Annotated in this window: 29 protein-coding genes; 28 read left to right on the top strand and 1 reads right to left on the bottom strand. The window is 38.1% G+C overall.

The window, feature by feature from the left end; genetic code table 11:
• Positions 1-31: 31 nt before the first annotated feature.
• The 21 genes from KHY58_RS01990 to KHY58_RS01890 all read left to right on the top strand — a co-directional run bounded on the left by KHY58_RS01990 (position 32) and on the right by KHY58_RS01890 (position 20,059).
• Positions 32-406, top strand: a complete 375-nt coding sequence (locus tag KHY58_RS01990; RefSeq protein ID WP_278471927.1) for a CoA-binding protein — start codon at positions 32-34, stop codon at positions 404-406.
• A gap of 9 nt (positions 407-415) precedes the next feature.
• Positions 416-736: a thioredoxin gene (trxA, locus tag KHY58_RS01985; RefSeq protein ID WP_004696229.1), complete on the top strand. Its 321-nt coding sequence runs from the start codon at positions 416-418 to the stop codon at positions 734-736.
• Between the two features lie 403 nt (positions 737-1,139).
• Positions 1,140-1,571, top strand: coding sequence for a division/cell wall cluster transcriptional repressor MraZ (mraZ, locus tag KHY58_RS01980; protein ID WP_118091313.1), 432 nt, complete (start codon positions 1,140-1,142; stop codon positions 1,569-1,571).
• Positions 1,572-1,580: 9 nt separating this feature from the next.
• A complete protein-coding gene (gene rsmH / locus KHY58_RS01975; protein ID WP_278471715.1) occupies positions 1,581-2,513 on the top strand; it encodes a 16S rRNA (cytosine(1402)-N(4))-methyltransferase RsmH in 933 nt (310 codons plus the stop codon).
• 21 nt (positions 2,514-2,534) lie between these two features.
• A complete protein-coding gene (gene ftsL, locus KHY58_RS01970; protein WP_004697156.1) occupies positions 2,535-2,939 on the top strand; it encodes a cell division protein FtsL in 405 nt (134 codons plus the stop codon).
• A 55-nt stretch (positions 2,940-2,994) separates the two neighbouring features.
• Entirely contained in the window at positions 2,995-4,479 is a 1,485-nt protein-coding gene (locus tag KHY58_RS01965) for a UDP-N-acetylmuramoyl-L-alanyl-D-glutamate--2,6-diaminopimelate ligase (RefSeq protein WP_278471713.1), read from the top strand.
• A 1-nt stretch (position 4,480) separates the two neighbouring features.
• Positions 4,481-5,839 (top strand): UDP-N-acetylmuramoyl-tripeptide--D-alanyl-D-alanine ligase, encoded by a 1,359-nt coding sequence (locus KHY58_RS01960; protein WP_004696219.1) that lies wholly within the window; start codon positions 4,481-4,483, stop codon positions 5,837-5,839.
• 56 nt (positions 5,840-5,895) lie between these two features.
• On the top strand, positions 5,896-6,882 hold the full coding sequence (gene mraY / locus KHY58_RS01955; protein ID WP_278471709.1) for a phospho-N-acetylmuramoyl-pentapeptide-transferase: 987 nt from the start codon (positions 5,896-5,898) through the stop codon (positions 6,880-6,882).
• An 83-nt stretch (positions 6,883-6,965) separates the two neighbouring features.
• The gene (murD, locus tag KHY58_RS01950) at positions 6,966-8,336 is read left to right on the top strand and encodes a UDP-N-acetylmuramoyl-L-alanine--D-glutamate ligase (RefSeq protein WP_215675555.1); all 1,371 of its coding nucleotides are present in this window, start codon (positions 6,966-6,968) and stop codon (positions 8,334-8,336) included.
• The gene (gene murG, locus KHY58_RS01945; RefSeq protein ID WP_278471707.1) at positions 8,336-9,445 is read left to right on the top strand and encodes an undecaprenyldiphospho-muramoylpentapeptide beta-N-acetylglucosaminyltransferase; all 1,110 of its coding nucleotides are present in this window, start codon (positions 8,336-8,338) and stop codon (positions 9,443-9,445) included. Before murD ends, murG begins: the two co-directional genes overlap by 1 nt.
• A 14-nt stretch (positions 9,446-9,459) precedes the next feature.
• Entirely contained in the window at positions 9,460-10,842 is a 1,383-nt protein-coding gene (gene murC, locus KHY58_RS01940; RefSeq protein ID WP_278471705.1) for a UDP-N-acetylmuramate--L-alanine ligase, read from the top strand.
• On the top strand, positions 10,839-11,771 hold the full coding sequence (locus KHY58_RS01935; protein WP_021148271.1) for a D-alanine--D-alanine ligase family protein: 933 nt from the start codon (positions 10,839-10,841) through the stop codon (positions 11,769-11,771). The genes murC and KHY58_RS01935 overlap by 4 nt, the downstream gene beginning before the upstream one ends.
• 28 nt (positions 11,772-11,799) lie before the next feature.
• Positions 11,800-12,681 (top strand): cell division protein FtsQ/DivIB, encoded by an 882-nt coding sequence (locus tag KHY58_RS01930; protein ID WP_221740944.1) that lies wholly within the window; start codon positions 11,800-11,802, stop codon positions 12,679-12,681.
• Positions 12,682-13,377, top strand: coding sequence for a DUF881 domain-containing protein (locus KHY58_RS01925; protein ID WP_042986433.1), 696 nt, complete (start codon positions 12,682-12,684; stop codon positions 13,375-13,377).
• Positions 13,374-13,718, top strand: a complete 345-nt coding sequence (locus tag KHY58_RS01920; protein WP_004696202.1) for a small basic family protein — start codon at positions 13,374-13,376, stop codon at positions 13,716-13,718. Before KHY58_RS01925 ends, KHY58_RS01920 begins: the two co-directional genes overlap by 4 nt.
• A 138-nt stretch (positions 13,719-13,856) precedes the next feature.
• Entirely contained in the window at positions 13,857-14,897 is a 1,041-nt protein-coding gene (ftsZ, locus tag KHY58_RS01915; protein WP_004697140.1) for a cell division protein FtsZ, read from the top strand.
• Positions 14,898-14,977: 80 nt separating this feature from the next.
• Positions 14,978-15,547, top strand: a complete 570-nt coding sequence (locus tag KHY58_RS01910; protein WP_004696198.1) for an outer membrane beta-barrel protein — start codon at positions 14,978-14,980, stop codon at positions 15,545-15,547.
• Between the two features lie 251 nt (positions 15,548-15,798).
• The gene (locus KHY58_RS01905; protein ID WP_024061906.1) at positions 15,799-17,046 is read left to right on the top strand and encodes an aminotransferase class I/II-fold pyridoxal phosphate-dependent enzyme; all 1,248 of its coding nucleotides are present in this window, start codon (positions 15,799-15,801) and stop codon (positions 17,044-17,046) included.
• 153 nt (positions 17,047-17,199) lie between these two features.
• Complete coding sequence (locus tag KHY58_RS01900) at positions 17,200-18,204, top strand: iron ABC transporter permease (RefSeq protein WP_341458535.1); 1,005 nt, start codon at positions 17,200-17,202, stop codon at positions 18,202-18,204.
• Positions 18,204-18,779: an ABC transporter ATP-binding protein gene (locus KHY58_RS01895; protein ID WP_278471701.1), complete on the top strand. Its 576-nt coding sequence runs from the start codon at positions 18,204-18,206 to the stop codon at positions 18,777-18,779. Before KHY58_RS01900 ends, KHY58_RS01895 begins: the two co-directional genes overlap by 1 nt.
• A gap of 227 nt (positions 18,780-19,006) precedes the next feature.
• Positions 19,007-20,059, top strand: coding sequence for an ABC transporter substrate-binding protein (locus KHY58_RS01890; protein WP_278471698.1), 1,053 nt, complete (start codon positions 19,007-19,009; stop codon positions 20,057-20,059).
• Between the two features lie 116 nt (positions 20,060-20,175).
• Here the strand turns inward: KHY58_RS01890 and KHY58_RS01885 are convergent, their stop codons facing one another.
• The gene (locus KHY58_RS01885) at positions 20,176-20,445 is read right to left on the bottom strand and encodes a DUF896 domain-containing protein (RefSeq protein WP_278471697.1); all 270 of its coding nucleotides are present in this window, start codon (positions 20,443-20,445) and stop codon (positions 20,176-20,178) included.
• A 123-nt stretch (positions 20,446-20,568) separates the two neighbouring features.
• On the opposite strand from KHY58_RS01885, the gene nth reads away from it, so the two are divergent.
• The 7 genes from nth (at position 20,569) to prmC (ending at position 26,212) form a co-directional block, all read left to right on the top strand.
• Entirely contained in the window at positions 20,569-21,204 is a 636-nt protein-coding gene (gene nth / locus KHY58_RS01880) for an endonuclease III (protein WP_118091303.1), read from the top strand.
• 1 nt (position 21,205) lies between these two features.
• Positions 21,206-22,651, top strand: a complete 1,446-nt coding sequence (locus tag KHY58_RS01875; RefSeq protein ID WP_278471695.1) for a hypothetical protein — start codon at positions 21,206-21,208, stop codon at positions 22,649-22,651.
• 104 nt (positions 22,652-22,755) lie between these two features.
• The gene (locus KHY58_RS01870) at positions 22,756-23,025 is read left to right on the top strand and encodes a YdbC family protein (RefSeq protein WP_004696187.1); all 270 of its coding nucleotides are present in this window, start codon (positions 22,756-22,758) and stop codon (positions 23,023-23,025) included.
• Between the two features lie 79 nt (positions 23,026-23,104).
• Positions 23,105-23,302: a 50S ribosomal protein L31 gene (rpmE, locus tag KHY58_RS01865; protein WP_004696185.1), complete on the top strand. Its 198-nt coding sequence runs from the start codon at positions 23,105-23,107 to the stop codon at positions 23,300-23,302.
• Between the two features lie 57 nt (positions 23,303-23,359).
• A complete protein-coding gene (locus KHY58_RS01860; protein WP_278471924.1) occupies positions 23,360-24,265 on the top strand; it encodes a DUF1385 domain-containing protein in 906 nt (301 codons plus the stop codon).
• Between the two features lie 2 nt (positions 24,266-24,267).
• Positions 24,268-25,350 carry a peptide chain release factor 1 gene (prfA, locus tag KHY58_RS01855; protein WP_004697261.1) on the top strand — a complete coding sequence of 361 codons (1,083 nt, stop codon included), beginning with the start codon at positions 24,268-24,270 and terminating at the stop codon, positions 25,348-25,350.
• Positions 25,343-26,212: a peptide chain release factor N(5)-glutamine methyltransferase gene (gene prmC, locus KHY58_RS01850; protein WP_278471692.1), complete on the top strand. Its 870-nt coding sequence runs from the start codon at positions 25,343-25,345 to the stop codon at positions 26,210-26,212. The genes prfA and prmC overlap by 8 nt, the downstream gene beginning before the upstream one ends.

Genomic DNA, 26,212 nt, shown 5'->3' with positions numbered 1-26,212 from the left:
TATTTATAATAGTATATAAGAGGTGGTCGAAATGACAATTCAACAAGCTTTAGATCAAAAAGTATGGGCCGTTATTGGAGCTACCCATAAAACCGAGAAGTTCGGTTATAAGATTTATAAATGTCTTAAAGATCACGGATATGAAGTATATCCAGTCAATCCTAATATTGCAGAAATAGATGGAGACACTTGTTATTCTAGTCTTTCTTCACTTCCCGTTGTGCCTGCTGTGGTAGATTTTGTTGTACCAGAAGCAGCGGGGTTAGCTGCACTTGATGAATGCAAAGAACTTGGCATTTCTGTTGTGTGGTTGCAACCGGGGGCGGATAAACCATCTGTTGTTGAAAAAGCACATGCTTTAGATCTGCATGTCATTCAAGATTGTGTATTAGTTCAATTACCGTAGGAGGGTACAATGAGCGAATTAAAAGATTTAAAAACTGCTGAATATCAAGATTTAGTAAACCAAGGTGGTGTTACTGTTGTTGACTTCTGGGCTCCATGGTGCGGTTATTGCGTACGTATGATGCCAATCATTGAAGAAATTGCAGGTGAGCTTGAAGGTAAAGCTAACTTTGTAAAAGTAAACGCTGATGAAGAACCAGAATTAGCACGTAACTTACAAGTTGAAGTATTGCCTACATTCGTTATCTTAAAAGATGGTGAAGTAGTAGACCGTAAAATCGGTTTCTTGCCTAAAGGCGATCTTCAAGCGGCTATCGAATCCAAATTCTAATACTATAATTAAAACTATATAAATAGAGGAAAACCTCATCAATGTATGATTGTACATTGATGAGGTTTTTTTGTGCTTTTTTTATATAGACCTAAATATATTTAACATTTATAAGTTATTAAACATAATACATTGAGTTCCTAAACATAATACATCTAAAAGTGGGGATTGTGTCCGTCTAAGGAGTAGTATTTCACCATTGTGGTGGAGAGTGGTTAAATTAATTAATTTTGAATATTTAATCGAACATATGTATTGTAGAAAAGAGGAGAAAAATAGAGATTAAACAAGAAAAATATAAAAAAGTGGGATAAAAATGGATTTTTTGTTGTGAAAGGTGGGGAATTGTGGTAGAATTTACCATATAGTGGTGGATAAGAAATAGTAAAGGGCGGTGATACATATGTTCATGGGCGAATATAATCACACTATTGATACAAAAGGGCGGATGATTATACCTGCTAAAATACGTGAACAACTAGGCGATTTGTGCATCGTTACAAAAGGTCTAGATAACTGCTTGGCTATTTACACCGAAGAGGCATGGAAGAAAATTTCTACTGCTTTACAATCCCAATCTTCCACTAAAGCTAGCGTACGTGCCTTGAAACGTTTTGTTTTTGGTAGTGCTGCTGAGCTTGAATATGATAAACAAGGTCGTGTCCTTATTCCTGTACCACTACGTGAATATGCAAGCCTTGATAAACAGGCTGTTATTGTAGGTGCTGGAGACCACGTTGAAATTTGGAGCCGTGAAAAATTCGATTTCTATGATGAACAAGTGGCTGAAAGCATGGAAGAGTTAGTTGAAGGGCTTGAAGGGATTATGTTATAGGAGGCTATGATGGAATTTAATCATACTAGCGTACTCTTACGTGAAACAGTGGACTCCGTCGTAACTAATCCAAAAGGCATTTATGTGGACTGTACCCTTGGTGGGGCAGGACATGCTCACGCAGTGGGTGAGATGCTAGATCCAGAAGGCATTATTATAGGTTTAGATCAGGATGAAGATGCTTTGAGTGTAGCTCGACAGCGTTTATCTGATTTGAAATGTCAGGTGTTAACGATACCTACAAACTTTTCTAACTTAAAAGAAGCCCTCCAAAATGCGGGCATTTATGAAGTCGATGGTTTTATATTTGATCTTGGTGTATCCAGCTATCAACTAGATACTCCTGAACGAGGTTTTTCATATATGAATGATGGACCTCTTGATATGCGTATGGATAAAGATGCACCTCTCACGGCAGAGGAAATTGTTAATGAATATGACAGTGAACAATTACTGCAAATTATCCGCGACTATGGGGAAGAACGATGGGCTAAACGGATTGTTGAGTTTATTGTTGAAGCACGCCAAGAAAAAAGAATTACTACTACTGGTGAGTTAGTTAGAATTATTAAGAATGCAATACCTGCAAAGGCGCGACAAGATGGACCTCATCCGGCAAAACGGACGTTTCAAGCTATTCGCATCGAAGTAAATAGAGAATTAGCAATCTTGCATGATAGTTTTGTAGATGCTGTATCGATGTTAAAACCAAAGGGAAAGATTGGAGTTATTACATTCCACTCCTTGGAAGATCGAATTACAAAGCAAACTTTTAAAGAGTTAAGTACTGCATGTATATGTCCTCCACAATTGCCTGTGTGTGTTTGTAATCACAAGGCAGTTGTAAAGGCAAAGAATAAGGCTATAGAGCCAAGTATAGGGGAGATTGAAGTTAATCCGAGAGCTAGAAGCGCTAAATTGCGCGTAGCAGTAAAGTTGTAGATTTGGAAGGGGTTAAGTGTTATGTTAGCGAGAAAGGCTGTTGTGGGCCAAGTAAAAGGTGATATGTTGGTTATTGCACAAGGGAGAAGACGTAGTGCAAACGTAGCTTTAGATTTAAGCCCTATGATGTGGCAAGTTGTATATGGCATTGCTGCATTAGTTGCATGCTTACTTATTATGATGGTTATGAATGCATACAGTACAAAGTTGGGCTATGAGGTAGTTAAAACACAGCAAGCTGTAGTACAATTAACAAAAGATAACGATGCATTAGACGTTGAAGTGGCTTCCTTGAAGTCTCCTGTACGTATCCAACAAATCGCAGAAGAACAACTAGGAATGGTTTTGCCTGATTCTTTTGTTTATAGCACAAAAAGCGCTGTTACTGAACGTAATGTACAAGAGAAACAGCAAATTATAGACTAGCAGGCGAAGCAGCTCGTATTGGGCTGCTTTCCTTTGCGTGTAAAGGAGATTATATATGAAACACTTACAAGATATAGTAAAAACCTTACATGCACCGCATGTAGAAGGTAATACAGCTGTTGAAATTTTAGATGTAACCGCTGATTCTCGTGCTGTAAAAGCAGGTAGTTTATTTATTGCTTTAGATGGTGCTACTGTCGATGGACATGACTATGTTAATAAAGCTGTTGAGGCTGGGGCAGTAGCCGTATTAGTATCTAAACCTGTTGAGGTAAATAGTGATGTTTGTGTTATTACTGTTGAAGATACACGTGCGGCTATGATGGCCTGTGTGCCATACTTTTTTGATTATCCAGCCAATTCCATGCGCATGATTGGTGTCACTGGTACTAATGGTAAAACGACTACAACTCATATGATTCGTCATATTTTGAAAGCTCAAGGTCATAAGGTCGGTGTGATTGGTACTGTTCATATCATGATTGGTGATACATCATATCCGATTCATAACACGACCCCTGACGTAGTAGATTTACAACATATTTTGCATCAAATGGTAGAAGAGGGGGTTACACATTGTGTAATGGAAGTATCTTCTCATGCGTTGGCTTTAGGACGCGTATCTGGTGTTGAGTATGATACGGCTGTATTCACAAATCTTACACAAGATCATTTAGACTTTCACAAAACATTTGAAAATTACTTGGCAGCTAAATGTAAACTATTTGAACAGGTTAGCAAACCAAACCAAGTAAAATCTGGTAAGGGTGCTGTCATCAATATTGATGATGCCTATGGACATCGGGTTGTTGAAAAAACTACAGCCCCTATCATTACCTATAGTATTGATGGTAGCGGCACATTGAATGCTCATGACGTTGATATGACGCCAAAGTCTAGCCGTTACACGGTATCTTATGATGGTCATGACTATACAGTTGCAATGAATACGACTGGCTTGTTTAATGTGTATAATACATTAGCAGCTATTGGTGCCTGCTTATTAGAAGGTATTTCCATGGAAGACATCGATAAAGCGTTGAAAACATTTAGTGCTGTACCTGGTCGTTTTGAATTGATTGAAGAAGGTCAACCATTTGCTGTTGTTGTAGACTATGCACATACACCAGATGGGTTAGAAAATATTTTACAAACAGCAAAGGCTATTCAAGAAAATCGTATTATTGTAGTCTTTGGCTGTGGCGGTGACCGAGATGCAACCAAACGTCCTATTATGGGACGCATTGCGGCACAATACGGTGATGTTGTGTATGTTACATCTGATAATCCGCGTACAGAGGATCCTGTACAAATTGTTAAAGATGTGGAAGTCGGCGTTAAAGACGGCCTTCGAGAAGGAACTCACTATGAAGTTATCGTTGATCGTCGAGAAGCGATTCAACATGCAATACAACATGCAAAATCTGGGGATATTGTACTCATTGCAGGTAAGGGGCATGAGGATTACCAAATCTTAAAGGATAAAACGATCCATTTTGATGATCGTGAAGAGGCGCGAGCAGCCCTCAAGGAGATCTAATATGGCAGAATTTACATTGTCTCAAGTACTGGAGGCCACAAAGGGGACGAGTGCACATACCGATAATATTAAGTTTTTAGATGTGTCTACTGATACAAGAACTATTGAATCAGGCTTTTTATTTGTAGCCTTAAAAGGTGATACCTTTGATGGCCATGATTTTATCAATGCGGCTATCGAAAAAGGTGCTACAGGGGCTATCGTTGAAAAAGGACGTTCTGTAGAAGGTATTGCTTGCATCGAGGTAGACAATACTTTGGTAGCATATCAAAACTTAGCACGATATCATCGTCGCCGCTTTGATATTCCTGTAGTTGCTATTACTGGTTCCTCTGGTAAGACTACGACAAAGGAAATGGTGGCAGCCGTACTTGGCACAGAATTTAATGTATTAAAAACTGAGAAAAATTTTAATAATGAAATTGGCTTACCAAAAACACTATTGCGCTTAACTGCTGAGCATGAAGCCTGTGTTGTTGAAATGGGTATGCGTGGGCTCGGACAAATTGAAGAACTGGCCTTGATTGCAGAACCAACGATGGGGATTATTACTAATGTTGGTACTAGTCACATCGAGCTTTTAGGTTCTCGAGAAGCCATTGCCGAAGCGAAAGGTGAATTGATTCGTTGCTTGCCTGAAAACAGCGTGGCTATCCTTAATGAAGATGATCCATATGTAAAAGCTATGGATCGTTTAGCTAAGGGTAAAACAATTACCTATGGTATTGAACGGAATGCTACTTGTATTGGTAGCCATTTGCGCTATAAAAAAGACGGTATTAAGTTCACTTGTAAGTGTTATGATGAAGTTTTTGATATCTTCTTGCCTATGATTGGTGAACACAATGTATATGATGCATTGGCGGCTATTGTTGCAGGCCGAGTGCTAGGCATTAAATCTAACACAATTCGCAAAGGTTTGAGTGAGTTTAGTGGAACTCCAATGCGTCAAGAAATCGTTCCATTTGAAGATATTGTTATCTTAAATGATGCTTATAATGCAAACCCTTCATCCATGGCAGAAGCTATTAAAGCACTTGGCCAATTAGAAGGTAAGCGTAAAATTGCGATGCTAGGCGATATGCTCGAGCTCGGCGACTTCTCTGAAGAAGCACATCGTGAAATCGGCCATTTGCTTGCTGAAGAGGGTTATAGTGTTGTATTCACCTTTGGTGATGCTGCTGCCTTCATTGCAAAGGAAGCAAAAAAAGCGGGTTTAACTACATTCCGTTGTAACAGCCATTTAGAAATGGCCAACGCATATAGTGATATTCGTGAAAAAGGGGATGTTATCCTTGTGAAAGGTTCCCGTGGTTTACGAATGGAGCGCGTTGTTGAAGAATTAAAGGATCGAGAATAATAGGTAACGGCTAGTTATATCTAGCCGTCCTATTTATTAATAAGTAGAGGATTCATATGATAAATCACATTCTATTAGCCTTCGTAGCGACTTTCATCATTACGGTAGTGCTAGGTAAAATTGCTATTCCTATGTTGCGTTCTTTGCACGCACAACAAAGTATTCGTGAAGAAGGCCCTGAAAGTCATCAAGCAAAAGCCGGTACGCCAACAATGGGTGGTGCTTTCATGATGGTGGCCCTTGTTATTGGCGTGGCATTGTTTGCACCATGGAGTGTGGGCACAGGAATGTTATTATTTTTAACACTGGGTCATTGTTTATTAGGTTTTTTTGATGATTTTGTAAAAGCTGTAAAAAAACGCAATCTTGGATTAACAGCGAAGCAAAAATTACTTGGACAATTTATATTGGCTGCTGTATTCTGTTATTGCATTACTGAGATTATGGTTGTTCCTACCACATTATGGATTCCTGTTGTAGATATACAATTACAATTGGGATGGGGTTATTATGTATTGGCATTTTTGATTATTGTAGGAGCTACAAATGCAGTAAATTTAACAGATGGTCTTGATGGTCTTGCTGGTGGTACATCAGCAGTGGCGGCGATAGCATTCTCTGTTATTGGTTTGATGGCTGCATCGATGACAAATTCTATTGGTGCTGAAAGTGTTGCGTACTTCGGCGCTGTAATAGCAGCTGTATGTCTTGGCTTTTTGGTATATAATGTGAACCCTGCAAAAGTATTCATGGGGGATACAGGCTCTTTGGCATTAGGTGGTGCCTTTGCAGCAATGGCTATTTTAACTAAAACAGAATTGCTACTTGTGGTGATTGGTGGCATTTTTGTTATGGAAGCATTATCTGTTATTATTCAAGTTATTTCTTTCAAAACACGTGGTGTGCGTGTATTTAAGATGAGTCCTATTCATCACCATTTTGAACTTTCCGGATGGGCAGAACAAACAGTTGTTAATCGTTTCTGGTTTGGTGGCGCTGTTTTAGCCATTATTGGTGTACTTTTAGCGACTATAACTTTATAAGATAATACTTAACGGAAGTTGTAAATAATGGTATGCTTATTAGATAGGATACATTAATTTTATAAATAATTTAGGTGATATAGATGGAATATGGAGATAAACATATACTTGTTCTTGGCGCTGGAGCTAGCGGTATAGGTGCATCTTGGGTATTAGCCCAAGTGGGTGCGCATGTTGTGTTAAATGATTATAAGCCTATGACACTGCCTACGGCTGAGGAGAAACGACTCGTTGCGGCAGGGGTAAATATTATTACAGGACGTCAAGATGAATCCTTGCTAGATGGCGTGGATCGTATCGTTATTTCTCCAGGTATTTCTTTAGATATTCCGATTGTAAAAGCAGCACAGGCCCATGGTATTGACGTGGTCAGTGAAGTAGAATTAGCTTATGAAGTATCTAAATCACCTATCGTAGCTGTTACTGGTACAAATGGTAAGACTACGACAACAACCTTATTAACTAAAGTACTAGAAGGCTCTGGAAAACCAGTTCACGTCGGTGGAAATATTGGTGATTCCCTTAGTGAAGTGGCATATTCTATGCCTGCAGATGGTTTTTTAGTAGCTGAATTATCTAGTTATCAATTAGAGACAATCAAGCATTTTAGGCCTATTGGGGCTATTATGCTCAATATTACTCCAGATCACTTAGCTCGTCATAAGACGATGGAAAACTATATTGCTGCGAAGGAACGCATCTTTGAAAATCAATTAAGTACAGATTATTTAGTGTTGAATATAGATGATCCCGTTGTAGCTGATATGGAACATCGTTCGCCTAGTCATATTCTAAAAATTAGTCAAAAAAAAGCCGTAGAGAATGGCGCTTATTATGCTGATGGGCAATGTTATATTGCTAAAGATGGGGTAGCAAATTTTGTTATTGGAAATGAAGATATTCATATTCCAGGCAGTCATAATATTGAAAACATATTGACCGTTATTGCTTTATCTCATGCATTGGGCGTACCTGTAGAAACAATTCATCGTATTATTAGTGAGTTCCATGGCGTTGAACATCGTTTAGAACGCGTTAAGACGATTGATGGTATTACATTTTATAATGATTCTAAAGCGACTAATGTAGATTCTGTGGTTAAAGCATTAGAATCCTTTGATCAACAAGTTATTCTATTAGCTGGTGGTCATGATAAAATGACGCCTTTAGAAGACTTCATGGAGTTAGTTAAGGAGAAGACTAAAGCTGTTATTTTCATGGGGGAAGCAGCAGATCGTTTTGAGACGGCTGCAAAAGAGGCTGGTGTGAAGCCGATTTATCGTGCTTTATCCATGAAAGAAGCCGTAGAACAAGGCTATAAATTGGCAGAGACTGGCGATATTGTGCTATTATCTCCGGCTTGCTCAAGCTTTGATTGGTACAGCTGTTTTGAAGAGCGTGGAGATGACTTTAAACGTTGTGTTCATATGTTGCAAGAGGGAGGACACCATTAATGAAACGTGTTATTATTTCAGGTGGTGGCACTGGTGGACATATATATCCAGCAATAACTATATATAAGGAAATTATGAAACAAAATCCTGATGCAAAGGTGTTATATGTTGGTACCAAGCAAGGTCTCGAGGCTACATTAGTTCCTAAAGAGGGGATAGAGTTTACTACGATTCCTGTGCAAGGCTTGCAGCGTCAATTATCGTTAGGTACATTAGTTACATTAGGTAAAACTGCTTTAGGCATTGTAAAAGCTAATGCTATAGTCTGCAAGTTTAAACCTGATGTGGTTATTGGTACTGGTGGTTATGTATGTGGCCCTGTTCTCTTGGCTGCAGCATTACATAATATTCCTACTATAATTCAAGAACAGAATGTCATAGCAGGTATTACTAATAAAATTCTGAGCCGTTTTGTTGATGTGGTAGCCCTAGGCTATAAGGATGCAGAAGCATCGTTTTCTAAAGCAAAGCGCGTAGTCTATACAGGGAATCCTGTTCGTCCAGATGTGCTAGTTGATTCGAGAACAGAGGGACGTAACTATTTCAACTTAAGTGATGATACTTTTACAGTACTCATAGCTGGAGGTTCTCGAGGGGCGAGAACTATTAACAATGCTATGATAGATGTACATAAACACTTCCAAGGTGTGAAAGGTATTAAATTAATCCATATTACGGGAAACGGAGAATATGAATCTGTTTTATCCCAATTGGGTATTACCGGTGGGGATGGTTTAGGTAGTTCATCTTTGATTTTGCCGTATTTACATGATATGCCAAAAGCACTAGCAGCAGCCGATTTAGCAGTATTTAGATCTGGTGCTATAGGTCTTGCAGAATTAGCAGTTCGCGGTATTCCATCCGTATTGATACCGTATCCATACGCAGCGGAAGATCATCAAACCTATAATGCACGTATCTTTGTACAAGAAGGGGCGGCGCATATGATTGTAGATAAAATGTTGAGTGCTCACGATTTAATAGGGGAAATCGAGATGTTTATGGCCAACCGTGATTTGTTGGCACAAATGGGAGACCGAGCATTGCAATTGGGGAAACCGAATGCGGCTCATGATATTGCAAAATTAGCTTTATCTATTGCAAAGTAACAAGGAGAGGTTTTATGTTAGACGGTATTCACAAAATTCACCTTATCGGTATTGGTGGATCTGGTATGCGTGCGATAGCGAATATTTTGATTCAAAAAGGTTATGATGTATCTGGTTCAGATATTGCTGAATCTGCAGTGATTTCTAAGTTTAGAGATATGGGTGCCACGGTGCATATCGGTCATAATAAAGAATATGTAAATGGTGTTGATGCCATAGTTCGTTCTACAGCGATTCGTGAAGACAATCCTGAAATTGTTGCCGCTAAAGAGCAAGGGATTACCATTTTACATCGTTCTGATATTGTAAAGGCTGTATTAGATGTAACAGATGGTATCGCAGTAGCTGGTGCGCATGGTAAAACATCTACAACTTCAATGATTGGACAAATTTTAGTGGAGGCTAATGCGGACCCTACGGTAATTATCGGTGGCGAAGTAGATTATCTCAAAGGTAGCAGTTGTCTTGGGAAAGGACATTTTTCCGTTGTGGAAGCGGATGAGAGCGATGGTTCATTTTTAAAATTGCGTCCACATACTATCGTTATAACTAATATTGAAGATGATCATATGGATCATTATAAGACTATGGATAACTTGTTAAACGCTTTCTGTGAGTTCGTCGAAACGTTACCAGAAGCGGGCAAGGCTATCGTATGTGGTGATAATGAAAATATTCGTTATATTATGAGCCGCGTAAAACGTACTTTTATTACGTATGGCTTAGAGGATAATAATGATTATGTAGCAAAAAATATTCATTATGTGGACTCTTCCTTGGTATATGATATATATCATAAAGGTATTAATATAAGCCGTATCAGCTTGCGCGTGCCTGGAGAACATAATGTATTAAACTCATTGGCAGCCTTTATTGTGGCTCATGAATGTTGCGGTGTAGAAAATCGCTTTATTACAAAAGCGTTAGGTAAATTTATCGGTGCAAAACGACGTTTTGAAACAAAAGGTCATGTTGCTGGCGTCTGGGTTGTCGATGATTATGCACATCATCCAACAGAAATTAAAGCGACCTTAAGAGCAGCAAAAGAGCTTGAAAAACATCGCGTTATTTGTGTGTTTCAACCGCATCGGTATACACGTACAAGCTTGTTGAAAGATGAATTTGCCACTGCTTTTACAAGTGCTGATGAAATATATATGACAGATATTTACAGTTCTGGTGAAGATCCGATTGCAGGTATCGATGGACGTACTATTCCTGATGCTGTTGAAGCTGCTACACATAAGGTTGTACATTATGTACCATCTGTTGATGATATACCGGCTGTATTGGCAAAAATTGTGCGACCTAACGATCTGGTTATCACAATGGGGGCCGGTTCTATTAATCAATATGGACCAAAATTATTAGCTATATTGGAGGAAGGCTTACAATGAAAGATAAAAAAATAATCGTATTGATGGGTGGCCCTTCCAAAGAGGCTGAAGTATCTCGCCGTACTGGCGCTGCTATTGCGGAAGCACTCGAAAGCAAGGGGTATAATGCCCAAACATTAGAACTTAATCCTCGTACTGTTTTAAAAGACATTGAATCCTTAGGTGGAGAGATTGTATTTAATGCAATTCACGGTCGTTATGGTGAAGATGGTGCATTACAAGGCTTACTTGAAATGGCAGAAATTCCATATACTGGATCGGGCATCATGGCTCATGCGGTAGGAATGAATAAAAAAGTAAGCAAAGATGTTTTCAAAGGGGCTAATATTCCAACAGCTACTTCTGAATCCTTTAATGGTAATTTAGAATCTGCAGAAGCCATTATAGGACATATTCGTAAACAGTTTACGATTCCTGTAGTGGTGAAATCTGCTACTCAAGGCTCTAGTATTGGCGTTACCATCGTTCGTGATGAGGCACAATTGGAGGCTGCTGTTACAGAAGCGCTAAAATATGATCCGATTCTTGTAGTAGAGCAATTTCTTGATGGTCGCGAATTTACAGTATCCGTTCTTGACGGGAAGGCATTGTCAGTAATTGAAATCCGTCCACATTCTGGTGAGTATGACTATACCAGTAAATATACTGTAGGTGCTACAGAATATTTAGTACCTGCGCCTATTAGTGAAGAAATGACTGCTGAAATGCAACGCATAGGGGAACTTGTGTATCGCGAAGTACAAGGCAGTGGGGTTATTCGTGTTGATATTATGACAGATCATGCAGATAATATGTATGTTCTAGAATACAATACTGTGCCAGGTATGACGGCAACGTCTTTAGTACCAAAGGCAGCTAAAGAAATGGGAATTGACTTTCCAACATTATGTGAAAAGATTCTATTAACAGCTAGTATAGGGAAATTTTAAGGGCTGAATAGAACATAAGGAGTTATCTATGGATGATAAGCAATACCATCCATCCAACTCTGGGGAGATGCAGTCTTCTACACCTGTTCAAGATGAACGGGCTGTATTTAGAAAACGAGTGTTAAAAATCGGTGGTGCAGTTACTCTCGTGTTGGTGGGATTGTTTACACTACCTATTCCTTTTGGATCCTTAAAAATTGTAGGATCGGATAAGGTAACTGTACAAGATGTAATGGTAGCAGGGGATATTCATGAACCTGTAAATATATTGCAAATTAGTACAGAGAAATTAAAAACTAGATTGGCGAAAGACTTACGGGTTGAAGAGGCCCAAATTAGTTATCAATTACCATTTACAATGGTTGTACGTGTCATAGAACGCAAGGCTGTTGCAGTTGTACCAGCTCAGTTTGGTTATTTAACACTTGACAGTAAAGGTCAAGTGATTGCATCAGAGCCTGCAATACAAGATACGTCGGTACCAATGATATCAGGCGTTAAGGCGGGAAATATTTTGTTAGGTGATACCGTTGTGGATAAGCCCATTTTGGCGGCTCTTGAATACTTGAACTCTCTTGATGAGAGCACCTTCAAGAATATTGCAGAAGTCAATATAGGAGATCCTGATGCAATAATGGCTTATACCGTATCGGGGGTGCAAATTAGATTAGGGGATAGTAAAGACTTACCTAAAAAAGCCGAGTTAACTCAGTCCATGTTACAAGATATTAAGACAACACATAGTAATGTACAATATATAGATGTTAATGTTTCATCGCCATATATAAAAACTGATGTAATACCGGAAGTTAAAAAGCATCAGCCTGGAACAAAGAATACAGAAGATTCATCTACTAAGAAGGATGATAAAAAACAAGATAAGCAAGGTCATGTTGAAGATAAAAGGTAGATGATTGTCGTGAGACACGAACGGTGGGCAATAGCCTTAGTCAGCTGTATATTGGGTTTCATGGTTGTCACCCAATATAAGATGACTCAAGATAATATAGAAGAAAATATCCGTTTACAACGAGCTGGTGATTTAGCTGTACAATTGCGAGAGGCCCAAAGTGAACGTGATGCATTGTTAAAACAAATAGAAGAGCTTAAACAGTCTGGTGCTACTGGCAATGTTAAAGCAGACGAACAGTTGATGATGAAAGCTGCTTTAACAAATGTTAAAGGTACGGGTGTTAGTGTATTAATCGAGGATAGCTTAAAGCCAATTCAAAGTGGTGAAAATCCTAATTTATATGTAATTCATGATGAAGATATTTTACGTATTGTTAATGAATTACGAGCTGGTGGGGCTGAGGCGATAGCTATCAATGATCAACGTCTCATAGGAACTTCTGAAATACGATGCTCTGGTCCAACTATTACTGTGAATGGTAAGGTTTTTGGGGCTCCTTTTACAGTTAAAGCGATTGGTGATCCAAAAACATTAAATTCTGCGCTCACCATGCGAGGCGGTGTGGTAGATTCCTTGAAACACTGGGGCATAAAGGTAACCATAAAGGAAGAAAATGAATTAGCTATTCCAGCTTTTACAGGAACCTTCAGAGAAGAGCATATAAAGCCTAATGAAACAGGAGGTAAAGAATGAATATTTATATCTTTGCCATTGTTGGTCTAATTGTAGGTACTACATTAGGGTGGCTTTCACCATTTCATATACCTATAAGTTATGCAAATTACACATCAGTCGCTGTTCTGGCTGCACTAGATGCTGTATTTGGTGGTAGCCGAGCTGCATTGGAACGAACCTTTGATCTTAGTAATTTTGTGCTTGGGTTCTTTTCAAATGTTGTGTTAGCTGTTATTCTTGTATATGTAGGTGACCTCATAGGAATTAACCTATATTACGTAGCTCTTATTGGCTTTGGATTGCATGTATTTATTAATGTAGGAGCTATACGTAAGATTATTATGACTAAGCGATTCTAATAAATCACATTCTATATAGTGGAAAGTTTTTAAATTTTAGTGTAAAATAAATGTAATTGTTATAAGATTGTCAGTATATAAATCGATACATTGGGACGTATATTGATACGATAGATAACGATAAGAGGAGGAAGTTCAATGTCTGATTTTGCAAATATTAAAGTTATCGGTGTTGGTGGCGGCGGTAATAACGCTGTTAATCGCATGGTAGATAGCGATCTTAAAGGTGTTCAATTTTTATCCGCTAATACTGAAAGCCAAGTGCTTGAATTATCTAAAGCGGATGTAACGATCCAAATTGGCGAGAAGGTTACAAAAGGTCTTGGTGCAGGCGCAAATCCACAAATCGGTGAAGAGGCTGCTCAAGAAAGCCGCGAAGAAATTATAAAAGCTCTTGAAGGTGCTGATATGGTATTCGTAACTGCTGGTATGGGTGGTGGTACTGGTACAGGTGCTGCTCCTATCGTTGCAGAATGTGCTAAAGAAATCGGTGCATTGACAGTCGGTGTCGTTACTAAACCGTTCGCTTTTGAAGGTAAACGCCGTCGTGCACAAGCGGAAAAAGGCATTGAATTCTTGACTCAAAAAGTAGATACTATTATCGTTATTCCTAATGATAAATTGTTGCAAGTTGTAGATAAAAAATGTTCCTTAAGCGATGCATTCCGTACAGCTGATGATGTACTTCGCCAAGGTATCAAGGGCATTTCAGACTTGATTCAAGTTCCTGGCTTGATCAATCTTGATTTTGCAGATGTTAAAACTATCATGACTGAACAAGGCGAAGCATTGATGGGGATTGGCGTTGGCGAAGGTGAAAACCGCGCTGCTGACGCAGCTAAAATGGCTATTAATAGCCCATTGTTGGAAACATCTATCGATGGTGCAAAAGGCATCTTACTCAATATTTCTGGTAGTGCTAACTTAAGCTTGTTTGAAATTAATGAAGCTGCCGAAATTATTTCTGAAGCGGCGGATCCTGATGCAAATATTATCTTCGGTTCCGTTATCGATGAAAGCTTAGGCGATACAGTTCAAATTACTGTTGTGGCAACTGGTTTTAATTCAAATACTAAGAATGTACCTGAATTCGGTAAAACAACAACTACATCCCGTCCGGCATCCACTACAAATACTAACAGTGGTATCCCTGATATCCCTGTATTCATGAAACGCTAATTTATAGATTGTATAATTACTATACCTATTGATTAGTAACTTATTAAGACATACCGTTGGTATGTGTATAGGAGGTAAAAATGAAGAAATTAGTATTATTAACTTTAGCAGCTACAGTTGTAGCCGGTAGTGCATTTGCTGCAGCTCCTGTAACGAAAATTAGTGATGGATCCACTAAGGTACAAGCTGATTATGCTTTTAAACAACACGTATCTAACGGTGGCGGCAATAGTAATGATGGTTTCGGTGTTTCTTTACAACACGACCTTTCCAATAAAGCCGCATTACAATACTCTTACGATAAATTAAATGCAAAAAATGGTGATATTAAAGATCATCAATTAGCATTGGTTTATAAAGTACATCCAAATGTAAATTTATATGGTGCAGGTACTGCGATTCGTACAAATGATACTGAACTTGGTTTCCAAGCTGGTGTTATCGGTCATGTACCTTTGACTAATAAAGTAAACGGCTTTGCTAAGGCTGGTTGGGGTAATGATATTAAGCAAACTTATCAAGTAGGTGCTCAATATGAAGTACGCCCTGATGTAGATTTGAATGTATACTATGGCTATGATAAATATAGTGTAGATAGCAATGATAAAACTGCAAAAGGTTTACACGCTGGTGTAGGCTATTCCTTCTAAGGATGATGATGACCACTCTTTTGAGTGGTCTTTTTTTTATATATTTACTGTTTTATTGTATATTTGTTAATTATTTTTCCTAAATAAGGTACTTAATATATTCTATATATATATTTAATAAGTGTTGAGTTACTAATAGTTAGTTAAATCTTCTATGTATACAATATATTTACTGAATATACGTTGTATATTTAAATTAGTTTAGGTATGATAAATATGTAATATTCATTTCAGATAGGATGGTGCTAGTTATGACAAGTGTTGCTGCAAAGCATGCAAAAGGAAAAAAATTAAAAGACGTGATCTTCGTAACTGCTGGTCAAGCTCAAGCTGATGCTAAAGAAAATGGCCGTGAGAATGTTGTAAATGGTACGTTGGGTGCTATTCATGATGAAGAGGGAAACTTAGTTTTTCTTAAGACCGTTAAAGAAGAATATTTGAGTCTTTCGGATTCTGAACATGTTGGTTATGCACCAATTGCGGGTATTCCAGATTTTTTGTGTGCTGCAGAAAAAGAATGTTTTGGAAATTTCCGCCCAGAAGGTCATATTCGTAGCATTGCTACCGCAGGTGGCACTGGTGGTATTCATCATTTGATTCATAACTATACGGAGCCTGGTGATGAAGTATTAACAGCGGATTGGTACTGGGGTGCATACCGTGTTATTTGTAGTGATACTGGACGTACACTAGTTACGTATTCCTTATTTGATGAACATAATAACTTTAATCATGAGGCATTCCAAAATCGTGTAAACGAATTGGCGGCTAAACAAACAAATGTGGTTGTTATCTTTAATACACCTGGTAATAACCCAACCGGCTACTCTATTGAGGATAAAGATTGGGATTCTATCCTTAATTTTTTGAAGGATTTAGTTGCTATTGGTCGAAATAATGTGATTATTGGTATTGATGTAGCATATCTTGATTACTCTGGTGAAAAAGATGAGGTACGTGCGTTCTTCAATAAATTTAGTCATTTGCCAAAAGAAATTCTCACCTGTGTGTGTTATAGCTTATCTAAAGGATTTACTATGTATGGTCAGCGCGTTGGTGCGATGATTGGAATCTCTGACGATGAAGAAATAGCTGATGAGTTTTTCGAAGTTAACAAATCTACAAGTCGTGCTACATGGTCCAATATTTGTCGCCCCGCAATGCGTACAATGGCTAATATTGTGGCTGATCCAGCTAAGTTTAAGGAATATGAAGCTGAACGCAATTGCTATTATCAATTAATTCGCGATCGTGCTGATATCTTTAAACAAGAAGCAGCACAAGTAGGACTTCCCATGTTACCTTACCGTGGTGGTTTTTTTATTACAATCCCTACAGACTCTGCAAATGCTATCTGTGAAGAGTTGAAGAAAGAACATATTTATATAATTGCATTAGCAAATGGTATTCGTATAGCTGCCTGTGGTATTCCTAAAAAACAAATGACAGGACTTGCAGGAAAAATTTATACCGCTATGAAACGTCTTGGCAAATTATAATAGATAAGTAAGACTTATACTAAAAGCTGCTTGATCCATATATCAAGTGGCTTTTTTTATGTAATATATTATTAAAACTAATTATTCTTAATATGTAAAATCTTGTATAGTTAAAGGTAGCATATATGAAGTTTTTGTTTGTTGAGGTATTTTATGCAACAATATGTAAGAACAATGTTTATAACTTTAGTTATATGCATTGGTATTTTTTTGGCCTCTCTCGTGATAGGTCGTTTCTTTATTCCCATAAATGAAGTGATGAATATCTTATCTTCCAAATTTCTAGTACTACCTATAACATGGGATGCATCTATGTATAATGTAGTAATGGAAATTAGATTACCTCGCGTATTAGGGGCTATTGCTGTAGGTATTGCATTAGCCGTTTCTGGTGCCGCCTACCAAGGGGTATTCCGTAACGATTTAGTATCTCCAGATTTATTAGGTGTATCACATGGCGCAAGTGTAGGTGCATGTATAGGTATATTATTGCATTTATCGTTATATGGTGTTGCCATACTAGCCTTTATGGGTGGTATTTTCGCAGTTTGCTTAACCTTGTTATTGCCTAAATTGATTCAGAATCAATCGCGTATCGTTTTAGTATTATGTGGTATTATCGTTTCCGGATTTATGGCTGCTATAATTGGTTTGCTTAAATATATTGCAGATCCTGATACAGAGTTACAAGATATTGTTTATTGGCAGTTGGGAAGCTTAGCAAAGGTTACGTGGGATAATTTGCTATATGTATTGCCTATTATTATCATTGGCACAATCGCAGTGTTAGCCTTAAGATGGAGACTTAATATTTTGTCTCTTTCTGATCAAGAGGCTCAAAGCTTAGGGGTAAATGTAAATCGAGAACGACTTGTTATCATCGGTATTTCTACGCTTCTAACAGCTGCAGCAGTATGCCTTAGCGGTACTATCGGCTGGGTTGGTCTTGTTATACCACATTTATCTAGAATGTTAGTAGGTAATGATCATAAAAAATTAATTCCCGCTACGATTTTAGTGAGTGCTTCTTTTTTGATGATTGCTGATTTATTTGCTCGTTCCTTAACAACTGCAGAGATTCCACTTGGGATTTTATGTGGTTTTATTGGGACACCGTTCTTTGCATGGGTATTATATAAACAACGGAGGTACTTCTAATGGATTCATTTGAACTCGTCGTTGATTCTATATCATTTGCCTATGATAAGAACCAACCCAATATTTTTAGTAATTTATCCTTCTCTGTAAAAGCTGGTGATGCATTGGCGTTACTAGGTAGGAATGGGGTAGGCAAATCTACCTTATTAAGCTGTTTAATGTGCTTTAATCATGTTCAACAAGGACATATTTATTGTAGTGGTGTAGACTTAATGACTGCATCAATCAAGGAACGGGCTAAGTTAATTGCTTTTGTACCACAGATTATAGGGGCTGATATAGCTTATACGGTACGAGATTATATTTCCTTTGGTGCTACCTTGCGAACCGGTATGTTCTCATCTCCAGGTAAAGAAGAATTTGAAAAAACTGATTCTATTATGGACATGCTTGGTATTACGGCGTTAAAGGACAAACCATGCCGTGATTTAAGTGGTGGTCAACGGCAATTAGTTGCTATAGGTCGTGCCTTGTTACAAGATACACGTTTATTACTTATGGATGAACCTACATCTGCTTTAGATATACGTAATCAGGTTATTGTTTTAGAAACAATTGATCAATTACGCGCCTAAGGATATGCTATTATTTTCACTACACATTTACCGGAACAGGCGTTGTTGTTAAATAGCCGTGTTGGTTTATGTCGTGATGGATCTATAGATTTTTATGATTCTGTTAGTGATGTGACCTTAGAAGCGCTCGAGGAGATTTATAAGACTAAGCTAAGCTTATTCTATAGCGATACAGTTAATCGTACTGTATGTGTTATCCCTCAAATAGGTCAGAAAGGAATGTAAGTATGAAGCGTATTATTGTATTTTTATTAGCCCTTATGACGGCTCTATTCATGTTAGCTGGATGTGGCACAGAGAATGCATCACAAGGTAATCAATCTGCTACGCGTGTAGTAAAGGATATCGATGGAACAGATGTAACAATTCCTAAAGATATAACAAAGGTTGCCGATTTATGGCATGCCAATAATCAAGTTGTATTGATGCTTGGTGGTGCGGATAAATTAGTGTCTACCACAACTTCTGTTCAAGGCTTGCCTTGGTTCGCTCAAGTGTACCCACGCATTAAAGAAATTCCAGCACCTGTAAAAGGTACTGATGTACAAATGGAAGAAATCCAAAAATTAAAACCTCAAGTTGTATTAGCAAGTAATAAGAATCAAATTGAAATGGCGCGTAATGCAGGGATTCCAGCAGTTCGTGTAAACTTCCAAGACTATGATGGATTGCGTAAAGTTATTAATGTTACAGCTGAAGTATTAGGTGATAAAGCCCCTGAAATGGCAAAACAATACCTAGCTTACTTAGATGGTAAAATTAAATTTGCTGAAGATAGAACAAAAAGTATTGATGATGCTAACCGTCCATCTGTATTACATATTGTAGGTGGAGACAACTTATTAAAGGTTGATGGGGACAAAACAATTATCAACGAATGGATTCGTTACGCTGGTGGTAAAAATGCCATCACTACTAAAGGTTCTCAAATTACTGTAACAATGGCAGAAATCGTTAAAGCTAACCCTGATATTATCATTATTGGTGGTACACAATCACGCAAAGGTATTGAAGCGATTAAGAATGATCCACAATGGGCAAGCCTTAAAGCAGTACAAAACGGTCGTATTTACAGCAATCCTGTAGGTACTTTCAACTGGGATCGTTACAGTGCTGAGTCTGCATTACAAATCTTATGGGCAGGTCAAATCATACAACCTCAATTATTTAATGATATTGATTTAGTGAAAGAAACAAAATTATTCTATAAGACTTTCTTACGCTATGATTTATCTGATGCTGAGGCACAACGTATTATTGCTGGAGAAGGACCTCAATAGAAATATTGATACTAGTCTAGTAATATATTTTATTTATTTAGAAGCGAAAATAGTAAAAATAAAAATCAAAAGCGTACGCATTAGGAAATATCCTTCATGCGTACGCTTTTGTAGTCTTAGTGAATATCTTTATGTTCTTTAATATCTTGGTCAGCTTCTTTAGCTAAATCTTCTAGAGCTCGTTTAGGAGCGGTTCTTTCACCTGTTTCTGGGTCTACAAATTCGACGCAATCCAAGGTGCTTGTAATTTGACCACGAATGAAGCTTAAGTAGATTTTGTATAATTCTTTTTTTTCTGCTAATTCCTCTGGTGTTAATTTTTGTCCAGATTTTTTCTTTGCAGCTAGTTCATTTATTCGTTTTAATGTATCGTTAATATGACTCATATGCACCTCCTGTATTCTATATTAGAATAGCATGTTTTATTATAACATAGAACTTAATGAATACGTATGGTAAGATATAAGTTGTACGCGTCTGTACTTTCACAGGTGAGAAAGGAGAACTGTATGCGTGTAACAAAAGCGATAAAGGCAGAGCAGTTGAAACTGTTACAAGAGCATTATTTTGATGCAAAACCTGCCCTTGAGTATACAAATGAATTTGAATTATTAGTTGCTGTAGTTTTGTCTGCACAATGTACGGATGAACGGGTTAATATTGTTACTAAACGACTATTCCCAGAACTTAATCATCCTGCAAAGATGCTTGAAATTGGAGTTGCTAAGTTAGAGACTCTCATTAAAGATTGCGGCCTTTATAAGTCCAAGGCAAAAAACTTAATTGCTACTTGTCAAATTTTAGTTGAACAATATCATGGAGAGGTGCCTCGTGAGTTTGATCAACTCGTTGAATTGCCTGGTGTGGGGCGTAAAACAGCAAATGTTGTGGTATCCGTTTTATTTGGTACACCAGCCATTGCGGTAGATACACATGTATTTCGCGTGTCTAACCGATTAAAATTAGGTATTGCTAAGACGCCAGAAGAGATGGAACAAAAGTTACAAAAGGCAATTCCAAAAAAGGACTGGGCTGCTGCACACCACTGGTTAATCTATCATGGCCGTAGAGTGTGTAAGGCTCGTAAGCCTTTGTGTAATGAATGTTTTTTAAATCATCTATGTCCTTCAGCCGGAAAGGTTTAATATGAAAGTAAATAACGAAGAATTTATTGCCCTTTGTGCTAATCATGGTATTGAGGGAATTGATATTGTAAATGAGTTAATGCGTTTTAAAGTGCTAGATCAATTGATTTCTAGTAATGCTAGCTCCCGTGAGTGGGGGGTAACGGCAGATGATTTATATGCGTTAGCAGAAAAATCCACAGTAGAATCCTTTGGTCCTGTACCATATGATTTGAATACATTCCAAGCTCTTTATGGACCATCCTTTAGAGTGGAATTGTTTGATTTTATTAGTGACACAGGCATTTTAGAAGGTCTAGATGTAGGCACTATTTGGGAAACTCCTGTTCGTGAAAGTATCGAAGCTCATAGTAAAACGGGAGAACTGGTTCTGTATGCTTATGTAGAAGAATATGCAGGCATGGTTGAAGAGATTCTTCAATCTTATGAAGATAAAAAAGTCGTTCTGTATACGGCATCTCCCGTGTGTTATAGCATTTTGACACGTTTATATCCGATGGCTCAAATCATTAATCAATGGCCTCATCGTAGCTATTTTGACCATATCTTTACAGGCACAGTTGGTATGTTCCAATCCTCTGAAGATATTGTAGAAGAGGTCGCTAACGGATTACATAACTTGGTTCCAGAAGGGACTGCTCAATTATTCTTACCTGCTACAATGGCACAAAATCAATTGGGCTTAAATAATATGGCGTTGCAATTTTTCTTGAACCAAAAACGAGTAGAAGCTATACGAGAATGGACTCCATTAGGGGCTTATGAAATCGTATATGGTAAATACGATGTAAAAAAAATGCGTGTTGGTCTTCGTGAACGTGTAGGGGATGAGTGGAAAACAATTAATTATATTCCATTACCTCATGGCGTATTTGCGCAATTGCCAGTATTTACGGTATTAAATTATGGCTTGTCCTTGCGCTCTATTTTGTTGCCCGGCGGTCAAACGGACGTAGCCTTAGGTCAAGATGGTATTTATTGCATTGATAGCCGTGTATCTGAATTAGGTCGCACTGCTCTTATTGAAAGTGGAGCTTATTTTCTTACTTTTAAACGTCATACTGATTATATTGATGTAGATATTACGACAGAAGCGCCTGTAGATGATATGTACTGGATGTTCCCAGATGCTGAATTAGCATATATGTGGTATGCCTATTTCTGCAGCACTACGGGTCAAACATTGATTCAAGAAATCTCCATGCTCGTTCAAACAGATGAATCCTTTGGCTATATGCTTAGTAGCGTACGTCGTCGCGTATTAGATGTAAAGGATGAAGCCCAACTAATTAAATCTGTACAGGCTGCTGACGAGGCATATATCAAGGCTGTTACGGAGGCTACAAGGAGTTGGAAAGAGACCGTAGATTCATTAGGTGCACAAGTTATGCCACCTACAGCTTCTATTGATATTGAAGATTATAGTGACTATAAAAAAGAATTGTAAATCATATAATTTTGGTTTAAAATATATCGTATCCTAAAAAATATAAACTACTAAATATAGTAGATACGAAACATAGCATATGAATATGTAAGAAAGGAGGACCTATGGCAGTTATTAATTTTGAAATCTTCAAGGTTATTGGTACTTTATCTGAAGATAAAGATGGTTGGAAAAAACAATTAACATGTACTAGTTGGGGAAAATACAATCCTAAGTTTGATCTTCGTGCTTGGGATAGTGAATATACAAGCATGAAAAAAGGTATTACCCTTTCTTTAGAGGAGCTTATTGCATTGCGTGACATCCTCAACGAAAGTGACTTGGAAGCTATTTTAGCTGAGGCTATTGAAGAAAAGCAAGCGTCCAAGGAATAGTATTGGTTACTTGCATTTGTGCAGGTGTCATGCTATAATCTATAAGAATAATATTGATTGCTGGAAAGAGGTGTATAGAATGAAACAAGGTATTCATCCAGACTATAAAGAAGCTACAGTAACTTGCGGTTGTGGCAACACATTCAAAACTGGCTCTGTAAAAGAAGACCTTCGTGTAGACGTTTGCTCCAAATGCCATCCGTTCTTCACTGGTCAACAACGTGCGGCTCAAGCTCGTGGTCGTATTGAACAATTTAACAAACGTTACGGCAAATAATTTGTTTTGTAATGTAACATGTATTGGCAGGGCTGTTGGCTCTGCCTATATTTGTTTATGAGAGGAGATCTTGTGAACAGAGAACGTATAAAAAAGTTTGTCGGAGGACAGGCTGTGATCGAAGGTGTCATGATGAGAGGCCCTGGCTATACGGCAACTGCCGTACGTGAGCCTGCGGGAACTATTGTAGTTCAAAAAGAAGCTACAAAGTCCATTGCTGACACATATCCAATATTGAAAAAACCATTTCTTCGTGGCTGTGTAGCTCTCTATGAATCTCTAGTGATAGGCATGAAGGCTTTATCCTTCTCCGCTAAGACTGCTGGCGATGAAGAGGAAGAAATGTCTAATAGTGAAATCGCCATTACCATGGTCATTTCTACACTGTTTGCGATAGCTGTGTTTTTGGCATTGCCTACATTTATCGTAAAATTCATTCCTGGTGTACAGGATAATCATATAGTATTAAATCTCATTGAAGGTGTCATTCGTTTAGTACTTTTCTTACTTTATATTTGGGGGATTGGTCTTACGAAGGATATTCAACGAGTTTTCCAATATCATGGGGCAGAGCATAAAACGATTCATACTTATGAATTAGATTTGCCTTTAACTGTAGAAAACGTTCGCCAACAAAGTCGCTTACATGCGCGATGTGGTACAAACTTCTTACTTATTGTTATGGTAGTTAGTATCTTTGTATTTGCTTTCTTGGGTTGGCCCAATTTGTTGGAACGTATCGTGAGCCGCGTACTCCTTATGCCTGTAGTAGCTGGTATTGCGTACGAGGTGATTCGTCTTGCTGGACGTAGCGATCATTCTTTTGTGAAAGCTCTTATTAAACCAGGTCTTGCGTTACAATATATGACAACGCGTGAACCAGAAGATGATCAAATTGAAGTTGCTATACGAGCTTTAGAAGAGGTCCGTCCGCCTGAGAGTGACGCATATGAAGAGGAATAAACATGTTAGTTGATAAATTACAAGTTATTGAAGATAAATTTATGGATCTTGAGCAGCGTATTAGTGACCCAGAGGTCATTGCTCGCCAAGATGAATGGCGTAAATTGACCCGTCAACATGCTCAATTATCTGAAACCGTTGAAACGTTCCGTACTTACAAAAAAGTTTTATCTGGTATTGATGAAGCTATGGAAGTTATTGAAGATAAATCCATGGACGAAGAATTCCGAGAAATGGCTCAAGAGGAATTGAAAGAGTTAAAACCTCAAAAAGAGGAATTGGAAGAAAAGTTGCAAGTTCTATTATTGCCTAAGGATCCTAATGATGATAAAAATATTATCATTGAGATTCGCGGGGGCGCTGGCGGTGATGAAGCTGCATTATTCGCAGGCGACTTGTTCCGCATGTACACAAAATATGCGGAAAGCCAAGGCTGGCGTTGTGAGATTATCGATGCTAATGAACCAGAGCTTGGTGGATTTAAAGAGGTTATTTTCTCTGTGGATGGTGAAAATGTATACTCTAAGATGAAATTTGAATCTGGTGTACATCGTGTACAACGTGTACCGGCTACAGAAACACAAGGCCGTGTACATACATCTACAGTTACAGTAGCCGTATTGCCAGAGATGGAAGATGTTGATATTGAAGTTAATGAAAAAGATTTAAAAATTGATACATATCGTGCGAGTGGTGCCGGTGGTCAGCATATCAATAAAACTGAGTCTGCTGTTCGTATTACACACTTACCATCTGGTATCGTTGTAGCGTGTCAAGATCAACGATCTCAATTACAAAACCGTGAAAAAGCTATGCGTGTATTGCGTGCTAAGTTACAGGATCAAGCTGAACAAGAGGCCATTTCTAGTATGGCTGCAGATCGTAAGAGTCAAGTCGGCACAGGTGATCGTAGTGAACGTATTCGCACCTATAACTACCCACAAGGACGCGTCACAGATCATCGTATTAATTTAACATTATATAAATTAGATGCTATTTTAAATGGCGATCTTGATGAAATTATTCAAGCCTTAAATGCTGCAGACCAAGCGGCAAAAATGCAGGAGGCCAATACAAATGCATAAGGAGATTTGGACAATCGGTCGTATTCTCCAGTGGACAGAGCAGTACTTTCAAAGCAAGGAGATGGATACACCTCGACTTGATGGGGAAGTACTGCTTTCTCACGTTTTAGGTAAAGATCGGATTTATCTATATACCCATTATGACCAACCACTTATTCAAGACGAGCTCGATGCCTTTAGACCTCTCGTTCAACAACGAGCTAAGGGGCATTGTGTAGCGGCTATCATTGGGGAAAAGGACTTTATGGGGTTGACCTTTAAGGTGAATGATAAGGTATTGATTCCACGACCTGATACGGAAACCTTGATTGAGCATGTACTAGGTACTTATCCAAAAGATAGTAATGTGCGTATTCTTGATGTATGCACAGGCCCTGGGACAATATTGTTAAGTTTACTACATTATTTGCCAAATGCTAGTGGTGTTGGTTTAGATATCTCCACAGATGCTTTACTGGTGGCACGCGAAAATGGTGAGTCCTTTAATTTAGCTGACCGAGTACAATTTATGGAATCAGATATGTTCTCCACTTTATATGGAAAAGAGGAGAAGTTTGATCTTATTGTTTCTAATCCTCCATACATTCGAACTGGTGATTTAAAGATGTTGTCACCAGATGTATTAAATGAGCCTCATATTGCATTATTTGGTGGAGAGGATGGGCTTCAATTTTATCGAATCTTAGCTAAAGAATGTAGAAATTATTTAAACGCTAATGGCCGTGTGGCGTTTGAAGTAGGCTTTGACCAAGCAGAAGAGGTAGGTGCTTTATTGCAAGAAACAGGTCAATATTCGAATATTCAATTTATAGCTGACCTCGGTGGTCATAACCGGGTAGTGACAGCTGTATATGAGGGCTAA

This window comes from Veillonella parvula (assembly GCF_018366295.1).
GTDB lineage: Bacteria > Bacillota > Negativicutes > Veillonellales > Veillonellaceae > Veillonella > Veillonella parvula_P.
The sequence above is the reverse complement of the archived record's forward strand: the minus strand, read 5'-3'. Positions and strand labels throughout refer to the sequence as shown.

Coding starts and splice junctions, on each gene's coding strand:
- murG (WP_278471707.1), top strand. CDS start 8,336: ATGAAACGTGTTATTATTTCAGGTGGTGGCACTGGTGGACATATATAT.
- KHY58_RS01860 (WP_278471924.1), top strand. CDS start 23,360: ATGAGAGGAGATCTTGTGAACAGAGAACGTATAAAAAAGTTTGTCGGA.
- murD (WP_215675555.1), top strand. CDS start 6,966: ATGGAATATGGAGATAAACATATACTTGTTCTTGGCGCTGGAGCTAGC.
- KHY58_RS01925 (WP_042986433.1), top strand. CDS start 12,682: ATGATTGTCGTGAGACACGAACGGTGGGCAATAGCCTTAGTCAGCTGT.
- trxA (WP_004696229.1), top strand. CDS start 416: ATGAGCGAATTAAAAGATTTAAAAACTGCTGAATATCAAGATTTAGTA.
- KHY58_RS01990 (WP_278471927.1), top strand. CDS start 32: ATGACAATTCAACAAGCTTTAGATCAAAAAGTATGGGCCGTTATTGGA.
- KHY58_RS01935 (WP_021148271.1), top strand. CDS start 10,839: ATGAAAGATAAAAAAATAATCGTATTGATGGGTGGCCCTTCCAAAGAG.
- KHY58_RS01900 (WP_341458535.1), top strand. CDS start 17,200: ATGCAACAATATGTAAGAACAATGTTTATAACTTTAGTTATATGCATT.
- KHY58_RS01875 (WP_278471695.1), top strand. CDS start 21,206: ATGAAAGTAAATAACGAAGAATTTATTGCCCTTTGTGCTAATCATGGT.
- KHY58_RS01910 (WP_004696198.1), top strand. CDS start 14,978: ATGAAGAAATTAGTATTATTAACTTTAGCAGCTACAGTTGTAGCCGGT.
- KHY58_RS01885 (WP_278471697.1), bottom strand. CDS start 20,445: ATGAGTCATATTAACGATACATTAAAACGAATAAATGAACTAGCTGCA.
- KHY58_RS01905 (WP_024061906.1), top strand. CDS start 15,799: ATGACAAGTGTTGCTGCAAAGCATGCAAAAGGAAAAAAATTAAAAGAC.
- murC (WP_278471705.1), top strand. CDS start 9,460: ATGTTAGACGGTATTCACAAAATTCACCTTATCGGTATTGGTGGATCT.
- rpmE (WP_004696185.1), top strand. CDS start 23,105: ATGAAACAAGGTATTCATCCAGACTATAAAGAAGCTACAGTAACTTGC.
- KHY58_RS01930 (WP_221740944.1), top strand. CDS start 11,800: ATGGATGATAAGCAATACCATCCATCCAACTCTGGGGAGATGCAGTCT.
- mraY (WP_278471709.1), top strand. CDS start 5,896: ATGATAAATCACATTCTATTAGCCTTCGTAGCGACTTTCATCATTACG.
- KHY58_RS01870 (WP_004696187.1), top strand. CDS start 22,756: ATGGCAGTTATTAATTTTGAAATCTTCAAGGTTATTGGTACTTTATCT.
- ftsL (WP_004697156.1), top strand. CDS start 2,535: ATGTTAGCGAGAAAGGCTGTTGTGGGCCAAGTAAAAGGTGATATGTTG.
- KHY58_RS01895 (WP_278471701.1), top strand. CDS start 18,204: ATGGATTCATTTGAACTCGTCGTTGATTCTATATCATTTGCCTATGAT.
- ftsZ (WP_004697140.1), top strand. CDS start 13,857: ATGTCTGATTTTGCAAATATTAAAGTTATCGGTGTTGGTGGCGGCGGT.
- KHY58_RS01965 (WP_278471713.1), top strand. CDS start 2,995: ATGAAACACTTACAAGATATAGTAAAAACCTTACATGCACCGCATGTA.
- mraZ (WP_118091313.1), top strand. CDS start 1,140: ATGTTCATGGGCGAATATAATCACACTATTGATACAAAAGGGCGGATG.
- prmC (WP_278471692.1), top strand. CDS start 25,343: ATGCATAAGGAGATTTGGACAATCGGTCGTATTCTCCAGTGGACAGAG.
- KHY58_RS01960 (WP_004696219.1), top strand. CDS start 4,481: ATGGCAGAATTTACATTGTCTCAAGTACTGGAGGCCACAAAGGGGACG.
- KHY58_RS01920 (WP_004696202.1), top strand. CDS start 13,374: ATGAATATTTATATCTTTGCCATTGTTGGTCTAATTGTAGGTACTACA.
- nth (WP_118091303.1), top strand. CDS start 20,569: ATGCGTGTAACAAAAGCGATAAAGGCAGAGCAGTTGAAACTGTTACAA.
- rsmH (WP_278471715.1), top strand. CDS start 1,581: ATGGAATTTAATCATACTAGCGTACTCTTACGTGAAACAGTGGACTCC.
- prfA (WP_004697261.1), top strand. CDS start 24,268: ATGTTAGTTGATAAATTACAAGTTATTGAAGATAAATTTATGGATCTT.
- KHY58_RS01890 (WP_278471698.1), top strand. CDS start 19,007: ATGAAGCGTATTATTGTATTTTTATTAGCCCTTATGACGGCTCTATTC.